Genomic DNA, 13,543 nt, shown 5'->3' on the forward strand with positions numbered 1-13,543 from the left:
CACTAAAGACGCCGCCTCTGACAATAACGACCTGCCGAACGAGACCCTCCGATGAAAACCCTGTTCAAGCCTTGTCTCCCGCTGCTCTGTGGCGCCCTGCTCCTCAGCGTCAATGCCTGGGCCAGCGAGCCCGCCTCCTGCAAGACCGTGCGCATGGGCGTGGTCAACTGGACCGACGTCATCGCCACCAGCGGCATGGCCGACGTGCTGCTGACCGGCCTGGGTTACGACAGCAAACAGACCAGCGCCGTGCAGCAGATCATCTTCGCCGGCATCCGCGACAAGCGCCTGGACATCTTCCTCGGCTACTGGCAACCGGCGATGGACAAGAACATCGCGCCGTTCCTCGAAGCCGGGCAAGTCAAGGTCCTGGACCAGCCGAGCCTGGCCGACGCCCAGGCCACCCTCGCCGTGCCGGACTATGTCGCCGCCGCGGGCCTGAAGACCTTCGCCGACATCGCCCGCTTCAAGGAGCCACTGGGCGGCAAGATTTATGGCATCGAGCCCGGCAGCGGCGCCAACACCACCCTCAAGACCATGATCGACAGCGACCGCTTCGGCCTCAAGGGCTTCAAGCTGGTGGAGTCCGGCGAGGCCGGCATGCTCGCGGCGGTGCAACGGGCGATCAACCGCAAGGAGTTCGTGGTCTTCGTCGGCTGGACCCCGCACCCGATGAACATCAACATGCGCATCGCCTACCTGACCGGCAGCGAAGACGTCTATGGCCCCAACGAAGGCGCGGCCAGGGTGTCCACCGTCACCGCGCCGGACTACGCCGAGCGTTGCCCCAACGTCCAGCGCCTGCTGCAGAACCTGACCTTCAGCGCCGCCCAGGAAAGCCAGCTGATGGTGCCGATCATGGAACGCAGGACGCCCCAGGACGTGGCGCGGCAATGGCTGCGCGAGCACCCCGAAGACCTGCAACGCTGGCTGGCCGGGGTCAGCAGCTTCGAGGGCAAGGACGGCGTGGCGGCGGTGCAGGCCAGCTTGAAATAGTGGCGTCCTGCCGGTCTCATCGCGAGCCAGCTCGCGATGGCCCTCTTCCAGACAACGGACACTCCCGCCCATGCGCCACTACCCGCTCTCTCGCCAACTCGCCGCCTTCGTCGAGCGCACCCTGAGCTTCACCAGCCCCGACAACAGTTCCCAGGGCCTGCGCGACAACTACAGCCGCATGTGCCGCGCCTTCACCCCACCCCGTCCCGAGGGCCTGCGGATCAGCGAATTGCAACTGGCCGGGGTGCCGGCACGCGCCTATTGCCCCGCCCGCCCGATGCCCGCGGACGGCTGGCCTTGCCTGTTGTACCTGCACGGTGGCGGCTGGGTGGTGGGCGACCTGGATTCCCACGACTTCATCACCGCCTACCTGGCGGCGCAGTTGCAGGTGCTGGTGATTGCCGTGGATTACCGCCTGGCGCCCGAACATCCGTTCCCCGCCGCCTTCGACGATTGCCTGGCGGCCTGGCGCGCCTTGCAGGCCGGCGCCAGCCCCTTTGCCCTGGATGCCCGGCGGCAGCTGGTGATCGGCGACAGCGCCGGCGGCAACCTCGCCGCGGCCTTGTGCCTGGCCCTGCGCGATGCCGGCGAACAGCTGCCCGCCGCCCAAGTGCTGCTGTACCCCGGCCTCGGCGGAGGCGCCGACCTGCCCTCGCGCAGCCAGTGCGCCGACGCGCCGCTGCTCGGCAGCAACGACCTGGACGCCTACCAGGCCCTGTACCTGCCCGGCCCGGAACGGCATTCGTCTTATGCCCGGCCCTTGCTGGCCACGGACTTGCGCGGCCTGCCCGCCGCCTTTATCGCCCTGGCGCAGTTCGACCCGCTGCGCGACGACGGCGAGCTGTATCACCAGCGACTGCTGGCCGCCGACGGCCACAGCCAGCTGTACCCGGGCCTCGGCCTGGTACATGGCTGCCTGCGCGCCCGAGGCCTCGCGCCGGAGGTGGATGCGCTGTATGGCGCCCTGCTCGACTATCTGAGGGGCTGCCTCGGATAGTCTTTCTTCAGCGAAACCGCGCGGCCCTTTTCGCGGGCAAGCCTCGCTCCTACGAAGAGCCCGTCAAGCGCATGACTTCCCCCGTAGGAGCGAGGCTTGCCCGCGATCACCAGCAACGAGGTGCCAGACACCTCCCTCTACCGAAGAAGACCGCCCGCGATCGACTGCATGACATTTTTTTCATGCCGCTGGCGCTGATCGCGCTTGACGGCGAAAGCGCTTTGCTGTTTCCTGAAACCGGTTTCAGCGATGCGGCGGAACGTCGCACCTGGAGCGGATATACCCCATAACAAGAACGCCAAAGACAGGTCGCCGCCCGTGAACAGTTTTTCCGCCGCCCAGCGCAGCCGCGTCACCATGCTCGATGTCGCCGAACGCGCCGGGGTCTCCAAGGCCAGCGTGTCGCGCTTTATCGGCGAAGACCGCGCCCTGCTCTCCGATGCCATCGCCCTGCGCATCGAACAGGCAATAGCCGAGCTGGGCTACCGCCCGAACCAGATGGCCCGTGGCCTGAAACGCGGGCGCACGCGCCTGATCGGCATGCTGGTGGCCGATATCCGCAACCCCTATTCGATTGCCGTGATGCATGGCGTGGAAACCGCCTGCCGTCAGCACGGCTACAGCCTGGTGGTGTGCAACACCGACCGCGACGACGAGCAGGAGCGCCAGCACCTGGCCAACCTGCGCTCGTACAACATCGAAGGCCTGATCGTGAACACCCTGGGCCATCATCTGGACGAACTGCGCGAACTGCACCGGGAAATGCCCATGGTCCTGGTGGACCGCAAGGTCGAGCAACTGCACAGCGACCTGGTCGGCCTGGACAACCCGCAAGCCGTGCGCAGCGCCATCGAACACCTGCAAGAGCGCGGCTACCGCGACCTGCTGCTGGTCAGCGAACCCCATGACGGCACCAGCTCGCGGATCGAGCGCAGCAACAGTTTCAAGGCGCAGATCGAGCAACGCCCGGGCTTGCAAGGCGCGGCGGTGGAAACCGGCGCCGCGCTGAACCAGCAACTGCAACAGTTCCTCGCCGCCCCCGGCCCCGGTCCGAAAGCGCTGTTCTGCGCCAACGGCGTCGCCGCCCTGGCCGCGACCCGGGCCTTGCGCGAGCTGGGCTGCGCGCTGTTCGACGAGATCGGCCTGATCGCCCTCGACGACCTCGACTGGTATCCGCTGGTGGGCAGCGGCATCACCGCCCTCGCCCAACCCACCGAACGCATCGGCGCCAGCGCCTTCGAGTGCCTGCTCAAGCGTTTGCGCGGCGATGTCGAGCCGCTGCGGGTGCTGGATTTCCCGGCCGAGTTGATCGTCCGCGGTTCCACCCGACAGCGAGGGTCTCTGTAACCACTGATCGACTCGGGAATCGCAGTGCCGGTGTAGCCGCTGCCGAGCCTGCGAGGCTGCGATCGGCAATGCAGTTGCCGCAAAACCTGCGTCCGCGATCTGCCTGGAAAACGCTTCGCCCGGGTTACGGCGGCTACGCCGCCGATCGCAGCCTGCGGCAGCGGCTACAGGGAACGGCGCAGGCATGAAGATAGGGAAATGAGCTTCTTTTTGGGGGCTTTTTTTAAGAAGAAATGAAACCGGTTTCAGAGGTCATGACCATGAATAAATCGCCTGTCTCCATCAGCCTGTCCAGCTACGGCGCCGACCGCGTCCGTGAGCAGGGCCAGGGCAGTTTCATCGAGGTGCTGGCCGCCGCCGGCGCATCGCGCATCGAATGGCGCGAAGAGCTGCTGACCGTCGAAGACCCGTCCCAGCTGGCCCGGGCCACCCGCGAGCGGCAACTGGAAAGCGTGTTTTCTTCGCCGCTGGAACTCTGGGTGGCCGGGCGTTCCCGGGCCAACCCGCTGCTGGAACAGGCACTGCAACGGGCCGAAGCCTTCGGCGCGAAAAGCCTCAAGGTGTCCCTGGGGTATTTCACCGAGCACAACGACCTGCCCCAGCTGGCCCTGCTGCTGGCGCAGTCCCCGGTGCAGCTGCTGGTGGAAAACGACCAGACCCTGCACGGCGGGCGCATCGAACCCTTCCAGCGCTTCTTCGCCGAGGTCGAGCGCCACCGCCTGCCGGTGCAGATGACCTTCGACATCGGCAACTGGCAGTGGCAGGACCAGTCCGCCTCCGTCGCCGCGCGCCTGCTCGGCCGGCATGTCGGCTACGTGCACTGCAAGGCCGTGGCCCGGCGCGCCGACGGCAAGCTGGTGGCGATACCGCCGGGCATGGCCGACCTGCACCTGTGGGAACAATTGCTGCGGCACATGACTCAAGGTGTGACCCGGGCCGTGGAATACCCGCTGCAAGGCGAAGACCTGGTGCAGCTGACCCGCGAACACGTCGCCACCCTCGCCCGCCTCGGCCAGTCCCGCCTGGAGCACGCCCATGTCTGAGCTCGATATCCTGTCGTTCGGTGAAACCATGGCGATGTTCGTCGCCGAACAGAGCGGCGACCTGGCCCGGGTCGGCCACTTTCACAAACGCATCGCCGGCGCCGACAGCAACGTGGCCATCGGCCTGTCGCGCCTGGGTTTCAAGGTCGGCTGGCTGAGCCGGGTCGGCGCCGACTCCCTGGGGCGCTTCGTCATCGACAGCCTGCAAGCCGAAGGCGTGGACTGCCGCTACGTCGCCACCGACCGGCACCACCCCACCGGTTTCCAACTCAAGTCCCTGGAGGAGCACGGCGACGATCCGCGGGTGGAGTACTTCCGCCGCGGTTCGGCGGCCAGCCACCTGAGCGTCGCCGACATCGCCCCCCAGCTGCTGCGCGCCCGGCACCTGCACGCCACCGGCATTCCCCCGGCGCTCTCGGCCTCGGCCCGGGAACTGTCCCACAGCCTGATGAGCAAGATGCGCGCGGCCGGCCGCAGCGTGTCCTTCGACCCGAACCTGCGACCCAGCCTGTGGGGCAGCGAACAACTGATGATCGACGAAATCAACCGCCTGGCCGTGCTCGCCCATTGGGTGCTGCCGGGCTTGAGCGAAGGCCGCCTGCTGACCGGCTATGAAGACCCGGCCGACATCGCGGCGTTTTACCTGGACCAGGGCGTCGAGGCCGTGGCGATCAAGCTCGGTGCCCATGGCGCCTATTACCGCACCCAGCTGCACGAAGGTTTCGTCGAGGCCGTACCGGTGACCCAGGTGGTCGACACCGTGGGCGCCGGCGACGGTTTCGCCGTCGGCCTGATCAGCGCCCTGCTGGAAAACCACAGCGTCGCCGAGGCCGTGCAGCGCGCCAACTGGATTGGCAGCCGCGCGGTGCAGAGCCGCGGCGACATGGAAGGCCTGCCAAGCCGCGATGAATTACCGACGGTCGCTGCGCGACCGATCGCGAGCAAGCTCGCTCCTACAGGGGCTGCGCAAGTTCTGTAGGAGCGAGCTTGCTCGCGATAAAACCGTGAAAACAACACCGCCTGATTGAACCAACGCGTTACCTGTTGCGACAAAAACAACAAGCTCAGGAGCACCCTTATGCAAACGCTGAAACTCGCCACCCGCCGCTGGTGGTACATCATGCCCATCGTGTTCATCACCTACAGCCTGGCGTACCTGGACCGCGCCAACTACGGGTTCGCCGCCGCCTCCGGGATGGCCGCCGACCTGATGATCACCCCGGGCCTGTCGTCCCTGCTCGGCGCCTTGTTCTTCCTCGGTTACTTTTTCTTCCAGGTACCGGGGGCGATCTACGCGCAAAAACACAGCGTGAAGAAGCTGATCTTCGTCAGCCTGATCCTCTGGGGCGGCCTGGCCACCCTCACTGGTGTGGTGTCCAACGCCTATTGGCTGATCGCCATCCGCTTCATGCTCGGGGTGGTCGAAGCCGCGGTGATGCCGGCGATGCTGGTCTACCTGTGCCATTGGTTCACCCGGGCCGAACGCTCGCGGGCCAATACCTTCCTGATCCTCGGCAACCCGGTGACCATGCTCTGGATGTCGGTGGTCTCGGGGTACCTGGTGGAGCATTTCAGCTGGCGCTGGATGTTCATCATCGAAGGCTTGCCGGCGGTGCTCTGGGCCTTTATCTGGTGGCGCCTGGCCGATGACCGCCCAAGCGCGGCGAAGTGGCTCAGCGACCAGGAAAAACACGACCTGGAAAGCGCCCTGGCCGCCGAACAGGTGGGCATCAAGGCGGTGAAGAACTACGCCGAAGCCTTCCGCTCGCCCAAAGTGATCATCCTCGCCCTGCAGTTCTTCTGCTGGAGCATCGGCGTCTACGGCTTCGTGCTGTGGCTGCCGTCGATCCTCAAGCACGGCGCGCAGATGGACATGGTCGAGGCCGGCTGGCTGTCGGCGCTGCCTTACCTGGCCGCGGTGATCGCCATGCTCGGGGTGTCCTGGGGCTCGGACCGGATCCAGAAGCGCAAGCGTTTCGTCTGGCCGCCGCTGCTGATCGCCTCCTTCGCCTTCTACGGCTCCTACCTGCTGGGCGCCGAGCACTTCTGGTGGTCCTACACCCTGCTGGTGATCGCCGGCGCCTGCATGTACGCGCCTTACGGACCGTTCTTCGCCATCGTCCCGGAGATCCTCCCGGCCAACGTCGCCGGCGGCGCCATGGCGCTGATCAACAGCATGGGCGCCCTGGGCTCGTTCGGCGGCTCCTACCTGGTGGGCTACCTGAACAGCGCCACCGGCTCGCCCGGCGCCTCCTACCTGCTGATGAGCGGCGCGCTGCTGCTATCGGTGCTGCTGACCCTCTTTCTCAACCCGGGCGCCAGCGACCGCAGCCGCACCGCGCTGCCGGTACGTCGCCGCCTGGCGCATTCCTGAATCGAACAAGGTGAACCCCATGAAAAAACAGGTCGTGCTGTACAAGAAACTCTCGCCGCCGCTGATGGCCCGCCTGCACGAGCAGGCCCAAGTGACCCTGATCGAAGACCTCGGTGCCCAAGGCCTGGCCAAGCTGCGCGGCGCCCTGCCCGCCGCCCAGGGCCTGCTCGGCGCCAGCCTGCGCCTGGACGCCGAGCTGCTGGACCTGGCGCCACGCCTGGAAGCGGTGGCCAGCGTGTCGGTGGGTGTCGACAACTACGACATCGACTACCTGACCCGCCGCGACATCCTGCTCAGCAACACCCCGGATGTGCTCACCGAAACCACCGCCGACACCGGTTTCGCCCTGATCCTGGCCAGCGCCCGGCGCGTGGTGGAGCTGGCCAACCTGGTGCGCGCCGGCCAGTGGAACCGCAATATCGGCCCGCTGCATTTCGGCAGCGACGTGCACGGCAAGACCCTGGGCATCATCGGCATGGGGCGGATCGGCGAAGCCCTGGCCCAGCGCGGCCATTTCGGCTTCGGCATGCCGGTGATCTACCACAGCAACAGCCCGAAACCGGCGGTGGAACAGCGTTTCGGCGCCCGCTACTGCAGCCTGCCGGAGCTGCTGCAACAGGCCGACTTTATCTGCCTGACCCTGCCGCTGACGGACCAGACCCTGGGCCTGATCGGCCGTGAAGAGTTCGCCCTGATGCGTCCGGAAAGCATCTTCATCAATATTTCCCGGGGCAAGGTGGTGGACGAACAGGCGCTGATCGAAGCCTTGCAGCAACGGCGGATTCGCGCGGCCGGGCTGGATGTGTTCGAGCGTGAGCCCCTGGGCCACGACTCGCCGCTGTTGCAGCTGAACAATGTGGTGGCCACCCCGCACATCGGCTCGGCGACCTTCGAGACCCGCGAGGCCATGGCCCGCTGCGCGGTCGACAACCTGCTGGCGGCCCTGGCCGGCCAGCGCCCGGCCAACCTGGTCAACCCCCGGGCCTGGGAGCGCCGCAAGGCCGCGGTGTGACGCTGTAGCTGCCCGACCGTCCGATCCACCCTGTAGCCGCTGCCGCAGGCTGCGATAGGTCCGCAGGACCTCGGCATCCTGAAGATCGCCACGACCGTTCCGGTCGATCGCAGCCTACGGCAGAGGCTACAGGGGCGGCGGCGTTTCGACGATCGCAGCCTGCGGCAGCGGCTACAGGCTCAGCGGCGTTTTGAGGTTCGGCCTTCGAGCAGGTCCTGGGTGCAACGCACGATCCGCTGGCAGGCGTCCGCCAGACGCTGTTGATCCACCACCAGGCCGATACGGATATGCCCCGCCGCGCTGGGGCCGAAGGCCTCGCCGGCGAGCACCGAGACGCCGTGCCCTTCCAGCAGCAGCTCAGCGAATTGCTGGGCGCCCAGGCCGGTTTCCCGCACATCGACCATGACGAACATGCCGCCATCGGGCTTGACCGGTTTCAACCCCGGGCATTGGCTCAGCTGCGCGCACACCAGGTCGCGGCGCTGGCGATATTCCTCGCGCATCTGTTCCAGTTCCGGCAGGTCGGCGTCCAGCGCCACCACCGCGGCGTTCTGCACGAAATCCGGCAATCCGTACAACATGCACAGCGCCAGATGGCTCAAGTGCCCGGCCAGGGCCTGGGGCGCCACCACCCAGCCGACCCGCCAGCCGGTCATGGCATGGGACTTGGACAGGCTGTTGATGGTCGCCGTGCGTTCGGCCATGCCCGGCAGGCTGCCGGGGCTGATGTGTTCGCCGTCGAACAGCAGGTCGCTGTAGACCTCATCGGAAATCAGCCACAGGTCATGCTCGACGCACAGTCGCGCCAGGGCCTGCCAGGTTTCCCGGGACAGGCTGGCGCCGGAGGGATTGTTCGGGCTGTTGAGCATCAGCGCGCGGGTCTTCGGCGTGATGCGCGCGGCGACCACGGAGGGCTCGACACGAAAACCGTTTTCCGGGCGCACCGGAATCGGCAGCACCTTGGCCCCGCAGGCACCGAACACCCCTTCGTAGGTGACGTACATCGGCTCGGCCACCAGCACCTCGTCGCCCGGATCGAGCAGGCACTGGGCCACGGAGAACACCGCGCACTGCGCCCCCGGCAACACCACCACATGCTCGGCGTCCACCGCCTGGCCGCTGCGGGTGGCATGGCGGTGGGCGATGCGGGTGCGCAGCGAACGATTGCCGCGCACCTCCGAATAGTGGGTGTCGCCCGCCAGCAGGCTATCGATGGCGGCCTGGACGATCGGCCGCGGGGTGTCGAAATCCGGGTCGCCGATGGTCAGCAGCAGCACATCGACGCCCTGCTCGCGCAGCTCCAGGGCGCGGTAGTGAATCTGCCAGGCCGCGGCACCTTCGCCGGCGATCCGTTGGGTCAAGGCTGAATAGCGCATCTCGCTCTCCTTGGGCACGCATTCCAACAACCCTAACTCAAATCACAAAGCGCGCCACCATCGCATTCAAATCCACCGCCAGGCGCGACAGCTCATGGCTGGCGGCGCTGGTCTGGTTGGCCCCGGCGGCCGACTGGGTGGCCAGGTCGCGGATATTCACCAGGTTGCGATCGACCTCGCGGGACACCTGGGCCTGCTCTTCCGAAGCACTGGCGATCACCAGGTTGCGCTCGTTGATCAGGTTGATCGATTCGGCGATCTGCTCCAGGGCCACGCCAGCGGCGCGGGCCATTTCCAGGGTGTTCTGGGTGCGTTGGTTGCTTTGCTGCATCGACTGCACCGCCTCGCCCGTGCCGTTCTGGATGCCGGCGACCATCTTTTCGATTTCCTGGGTCGATTGCGCGGTGCGATGGGCCAGGGCCCGCACCTCGTCGGCCACCACCGCGAACCCGCGCCCGGCCTCGCCGGCGCGGGCCGCCTCGATGGCTGCGTTGAGGGCCAGCAGGTTGGTCTGCTCGGCGATGGCGCGGATCACGTCCAACACCTTGCCGATGTCGCGGCCCTGGGTGGCCAGGCCTTCGATCATCACCGAAGTGCTCTGCACGTCGTGGGTCATGGTCTGGATCGCGTCGACGGTTTCCACCACCCGGTCGCGGCCTTCGCGGGCGGCCTGGGTCGACTGGTGCGAGGCTTCGGAAGTCGACACGGCGTTGCGCGCCACCTCTTCCACGGCGGCGGTCATTTCGTTGACCGCGGTGGCCGCCTGTTCGATTTCGTTGTTCTGCTGCTGCAAACCACGGGAGGCTTCCTCGGTGACCGCGCTGAGTTCTTCCGAGGCCGAGGCCAGCTGGGTGGCCGAGCCGGAGATTTGCTCAATGGTCTTGCGCAGGTTGCCCTGCATCTCGTTCAGCGCCACCAACAGGCGGGCCGGCTCGTCCTTGCCGTCGACCTCGATGGCCTTGGTCAGGTTGCCCGCGGCGATGGTCTGCGCGGCCAGCAGCGCGCGGTTCAACGGGGTGACGATGCTGCGGGTCAGCAGCAGGGCCAGCACCACCGTGAGCAGGGCCGCGACCACCGCCACGGCGATGATGCCGGTGATGGCGCCGTGGTAATGCTCACCGGCCAGGTCAGACGCCTGGGTGGCCCCGGCCTTGTTGATCGCCACCAGTTTGTTCAGTTGCTCGCCCATCTGGTCGGTGCCGTCCTTGATCCGCGTATTGATCAGGGTGCGCAGCTCCTCGAGCTTGTTCTGTCGCGACAGCTCCAGCATGTCGTTCTGCGCTTGCAGGTACTTTTCCAGGGTGGCCGCGAAGGTCTTGTACAGGGCCACTTCCTCTTCCCCCGCCGGCAAGGCGGCGTAGCTGGCCTGGGCCTGCTTGAGCTTGTCCACCAGCACGCCGATACGCGTCTGCGCTTCCTGCAGGCCGGCCGGTTCGCGGTTGACCAGTACCCGGAACGAGAGAATCCGCAGGCGCAGCATGTTTTCGGTGACGTTGCCGAGGAACCCTACGCTGGGCAGCTGGTTGCTTTCCATTTCCAGGGAGGCCTGTCGGATGATCGACATGCGGTTGACAGCGAACACACCCAGCGCGATGACCAGCAACGCGATGAACGCAAAACCGAGGAAAGCTCGAGGCGCGATATTCATATTACGTAGGGACATAGGATGACTCTCGGGAATTGAGGACTGCGAGCATCCATGCACTGAACCCTGTCACCAGCGATGGCTGGCGGCCTGACAGGTGGGCGCCACTGTTGTAGTTGGTCTGTGGGCCTAATAGCGATATCGGCCGGGCTTTAGGTTTTTTGCAGGCCCCGGCGAAAATATTTTTCGTCGCCGCGAAAGTGTTTCAACGGTGAAACGGGTGGCCTTGCCGGATCGGTTCCGCGTCCATGACCAGGCCCATGACCTACTCCATGACCAGCCCCATGAAAAGTGCAATTCATTCGCCGGAAAAGCCATTCAGTCGCCGCCCCGTCCTGCCCATCATGGGCCCCAGCTCGCAATGGCAATTCATAACAACAACGACTGGAGTGGATGATGAAACCCGAAGACTTCCGTGCCGAGACCAACCGCCCGCTGACCGGCGCCGAATACCTGGCCAGCCTGCGCGACGATCGCGAAATCTACATTTATGGCGACCGGGTCAAGGATGTGACCAGCCACCCGGCGTTCCGCAACTCCGCCGCCTCCATGGCGCGCCTCTATGACGCCCTGCACGACCCCGAGACCAAGGACAAGCTGTGCTGGGCCACCGATACCGGCAACGGCGGCTACACCCACAAGTTCTTCCGCTCGGCGAAAAGCGCCGACGACCTGCGCCAGCAGCGCGACGCCATCGCCGAGTGGTCGCGCCTGACCTACGGCTGGATGGGCCGCAGCCCGGACTACAAGGCCGCCTTCGGCAGCGCCCTGGGCGCCAACCCGGAGTTCTATGGCAAGTTCGCGGACAACGCCCGCACCTGGTACAAGCGCATCCAGGAAGCCTGCCTGTACCTCAACCACGCCATCGTCAACCCGCCGATCGACCGCGACAAGCCGGTGGACCAGGTCAAGGACGTGTTCATCTCGGTGGACGAGGAAGTCGAAGGCGGGATCATCGTCAGCGGCGCCAAGGTGGTGGCCACCAACTCGGCCCTGACCCACTACAACTTCGTCGGCCAGGGTTCGGCGCAGCTGTTGGGCGACAACACCGACTTCGCCCTGATGTTCATCGCACCGATGAACACCCGCGGCATGAAGCTGATCTGCCGCCCGTCCTACGAACTGCAGGCCGGCATGACCGGTTCGCCGTTCGACTACCCGCTGTCCAGCCGCTTCGACGAGAACGACGCGATCCTGATCATGGACAAGGTGTTCATCCCCTGGGAAAACGTGCTGATCTACCGCGACTTCGAACGCTGCCGGCAGTGGTTCCCGCAAGGCGGTTTCGGCCGGCTGTTCCCGATGCAGGGCTGCACCCGGCTGGCGGTCAAGCTCGACTTCATCACCGGGCTGCTGGTCAAGGCCTTGCAGTGCACCGGTTCCCTGGAGTTTCGCGGGGTGCAGGCGCAGGTTGGCGAGGTGGTGGCCTGGCGCAACCTGTTCTGGTCGCTGACCGACGCCATGCACGGCAACGCCAGCGAATGGCTCAATGGCGCCTTCCTGCCCAGCGCCCAGGCCTTGCAGGCCTACCGGGTACTGGCGCCCCAGGCCTACACCGACATCAAGAAGATCATCGAGCAGGTGGTGGCCAGCGGCCTGATCTACCTGCCGTCCGGCTCCCGCGACCTCAAGGACCCGATGCTCAACCAGTACCTGAGCACCTATTGCCGGGGTTCGGCGGGCATGGGCCACGAGGAGCGGATCAAGATCCTCAAGCTGCTGTGGGATGCCATCGGCACCGAGTTCGGCGGCCGCCACGAGCTGTACGAAATCAACTACGCCGGCAGCCAGGACGAAATCCGCATGCAGTGCCTGCGCCATGCCCAGGCCACCGGCTCGATGAAAGCCATGACCGACCTGGTGGACCAATGCCTGGCCGACTACGACCTCGACGGCTGGACGGTGCCGCACCTGACCAATCCGGACGACATCAACATGCTCGACCGCATCCGCCAATAAGCGCCGCCCGACCTGAATGACCCGCGGGGCGCCCCCCGATTGCCGGCGCCCGCGGGTTCACCCGAGGAATCTGTCATGACTCAACTCGATCCCAAGCAACAGGCTTTTCGCGATGCCATGGCGCACATGACCGCGGCGGTCAACGTCATCACCAGCAACGGCCCGGCCGGACGCTGCGGCATCACCGCCACCGCGGTCTGCTCGGTCACCGACAGCCCGCCCAGCCTGATGGTCTGCGTCAACCGCAACAGCGCCCTGAACCCGGTGTTCAAGCGCAACGGCCAGCTCTGCGTCAACGTGCTCTGCGGCGAACACGAAGAGGTTGCCCGGCACTTCGCCGGCATGACCGGGGTGGAGATGGAGCAGCGCTTCAGCCTGCACCCCTGGCGCGACGGCCAGGGCGCCCTGCCGGTGCTCGACGGCGCCCTGGCCAGCCTGCAGGGACGCATCACCGAGGTCCAGGAAGTCGGCACCCATTCGGTGATGCTGGTGCAGCTGGATGAAATCTGCGTGCGCGAACACGGCGACTCGCTGGTGTATTTCAGCCGTGGTTTCCATCGTTTGCAGCGAGCCGTCCAGGCGGCCTGATCTTCTGATCTTTTGTAGGAGCGGCCGGTCGACGCTCGATTGCTCGCGATAAATCTACAACGATAACGCGCGTTGGCGGGTCTATCGCCGCTGCGCGGCTATCGCGGGCAAGCCTCGCTCCTACAGGGATTACGCCACCCTTCATCTCCCATGCCATCCGCCTTCATCCTGCATCTGTAGGATAGCGATCCCCCGCCAACCCGACG

Annotated in this window: 12 protein-coding genes and 1 pseudogene; 10 read left to right on the plus strand and 3 right to left on the minus strand. The window is 66.1% G+C overall.

Annotated features, from left to right (window positions below; all coding sequences use genetic code 11):
- Positions 1–51 precede the first annotated feature (51 nt).
- The 8 genes from AC07Y9_RS15610 (at position 52) to AC07Y9_RS15645 (ending at position 7,769) form a co-directional block, all read left to right on the plus strand.
- Positions 52–996 (plus strand): choline ABC transporter substrate-binding protein, encoded by a 945-nt coding sequence (locus AC07Y9_RS15610; RefSeq protein ID WP_102680384.1) that lies wholly within the window; start codon positions 52–54, stop codon positions 994–996.
- 70 nt (positions 997–1,066) lie between these two features.
- Positions 1,067–1,993 (plus strand): alpha/beta hydrolase, encoded by a 927-nt coding sequence (locus AC07Y9_RS15615; protein WP_102690463.1) that lies wholly within the window; start codon positions 1,067–1,069, stop codon positions 1,991–1,993.
- 71 nt (positions 1,994–2,064) lie between these two features.
- Positions 2,065–2,283, plus strand: a complete 219-nt coding sequence (locus AC07Y9_RS15620; protein ID WP_146021807.1) for a hypothetical protein — start codon at positions 2,065–2,067, stop codon at positions 2,281–2,283.
- A 28-nt stretch (positions 2,284–2,311) separates the two neighbouring features.
- A complete protein-coding gene (locus tag AC07Y9_RS15625; protein ID WP_087090629.1) occupies positions 2,312–3,340 on the plus strand; it encodes a LacI family DNA-binding transcriptional regulator in 1,029 nt (342 codons plus the stop codon).
- A 260-nt stretch (positions 3,341–3,600) separates the two neighbouring features.
- Entirely contained in the window at positions 3,601–4,383 is a 783-nt protein-coding gene (locus AC07Y9_RS15630; RefSeq protein ID WP_102681156.1) for a sugar phosphate isomerase/epimerase family protein, read from the plus strand.
- Positions 4,376–5,362 (plus strand): sugar kinase, encoded by a 987-nt coding sequence (locus AC07Y9_RS15635; protein ID WP_102681132.1) that lies wholly within the window; start codon positions 4,376–4,378, stop codon positions 5,360–5,362. The genes AC07Y9_RS15630 and AC07Y9_RS15635 overlap by 8 nt, the downstream gene beginning before the upstream one ends.
- Positions 5,363–5,461: 99 nt before the next feature.
- Entirely contained in the window at positions 5,462–6,757 is a 1,296-nt protein-coding gene (locus AC07Y9_RS15640) for an MFS transporter (RefSeq protein WP_102681133.1), read from the plus strand.
- Between the two features lie 19 nt (positions 6,758–6,776).
- Positions 6,777–7,769, plus strand: coding sequence for a 2-hydroxyacid dehydrogenase (locus AC07Y9_RS15645; protein WP_102681134.1), 993 nt, complete (start codon positions 6,777–6,779; stop codon positions 7,767–7,769).
- Positions 7,770–7,948: 179 nt separating this feature from the next.
- Here AC07Y9_RS15645 and AC07Y9_RS15650 read toward each other — a convergent pair whose 3' ends face one another.
- The 3 genes and pseudogenes from AC07Y9_RS15650 to AC07Y9_RS15660 form a co-directional block, all read right to left on the minus strand.
- On the minus strand, positions 7,949–9,145 hold the full coding sequence (locus AC07Y9_RS15650) for a pyridoxal phosphate-dependent aminotransferase (protein ID WP_102681135.1): 1,197 nt from the start codon (positions 9,143–9,145) through the stop codon (positions 7,949–7,951).
- 37 nt (positions 9,146–9,182) lie between these two features.
- Complete coding sequence (locus AC07Y9_RS15655; RefSeq protein ID WP_371919074.1) at positions 9,183–10,046, minus strand: methyl-accepting chemotaxis protein; 864 nt, start codon at positions 10,044–10,046, stop codon at positions 9,183–9,185.
- Positions 10,041–10,808 (minus strand): annotated as a pseudogene (locus tag AC07Y9_RS15660) (MCP four helix bundle domain-containing protein); the annotation flags it as partial. The pseudogene AC07Y9_RS15660 and the gene AC07Y9_RS15655, both read right to left, overlap by 6 nt.
- Positions 10,809–11,186: 378 nt before the next feature.
- Between AC07Y9_RS15660 and hpaB the strand changes: the two are divergent.
- Entirely contained in the window at positions 11,187–12,749 is a 1,563-nt protein-coding gene (hpaB, locus tag AC07Y9_RS15665) for a 4-hydroxyphenylacetate 3-monooxygenase, oxygenase component (protein WP_102681137.1), read from the plus strand.
- A gap of 75 nt (positions 12,750–12,824) precedes the next feature.
- Positions 12,825–13,337 carry a 4-hydroxyphenylacetate 3-monooxygenase, reductase component gene (gene hpaC, locus AC07Y9_RS15670; protein ID WP_007930913.1) on the plus strand — a complete coding sequence of 171 codons (513 nt, stop codon included), beginning with the start codon at positions 12,825–12,827 and terminating at the stop codon, positions 13,335–13,337.
- Positions 13,338–13,543: the final 206 nt, after the last annotated feature.

It is taken from the genome of Pseudomonas sp. GW456-L12 (genome assembly GCF_059424045.1).

Bases quoted from the DNA above. Each gene is read 5' to 3' on its own strand.
- AC07Y9_RS15610 (WP_102680384.1), top strand. From the start codon at position 52: ATGAAAACCCTGTTCAAGCCTTGTCTCCCGCTGCTCTGTGGCGCCCTG.
- AC07Y9_RS15645 (WP_102681134.1), top strand. From the start codon at position 6,777: ATGAAAAAACAGGTCGTGCTGTACAAGAAACTCTCGCCGCCGCTGATG.
- AC07Y9_RS15650 (WP_102681135.1), bottom strand. From the start codon at position 9,145: ATGCGCTATTCAGCCTTGACCCAACGGATCGCCGGCGAAGGTGCCGCG.
- AC07Y9_RS15615 (WP_102690463.1), top strand. From the start codon at position 1,067: ATGCGCCACTACCCGCTCTCTCGCCAACTCGCCGCCTTCGTCGAGCGC.
- AC07Y9_RS15655 (WP_371919074.1), bottom strand. From the start codon at position 10,046: ATGCAGGGCAACCTGCGCAAGACCATTGAGCAAATCTCCGGCTCGGCC.
- AC07Y9_RS15630 (WP_102681156.1), top strand. From the start codon at position 3,601: ATGAATAAATCGCCTGTCTCCATCAGCCTGTCCAGCTACGGCGCCGAC.
- AC07Y9_RS15620 (WP_146021807.1), top strand. From the start codon at position 2,065: ATGACTTCCCCCGTAGGAGCGAGGCTTGCCCGCGATCACCAGCAACGA.
- hpaB (WP_102681137.1), top strand. From the start codon at position 11,187: ATGAAACCCGAAGACTTCCGTGCCGAGACCAACCGCCCGCTGACCGGC.
- hpaC (WP_007930913.1), top strand. From the start codon at position 12,825: ATGACTCAACTCGATCCCAAGCAACAGGCTTTTCGCGATGCCATGGCG.
- AC07Y9_RS15635 (WP_102681132.1), top strand. From the start codon at position 4,376: ATGTCTGAGCTCGATATCCTGTCGTTCGGTGAAACCATGGCGATGTTC.
- AC07Y9_RS15640 (WP_102681133.1), top strand. From the start codon at position 5,462: ATGCAAACGCTGAAACTCGCCACCCGCCGCTGGTGGTACATCATGCCC.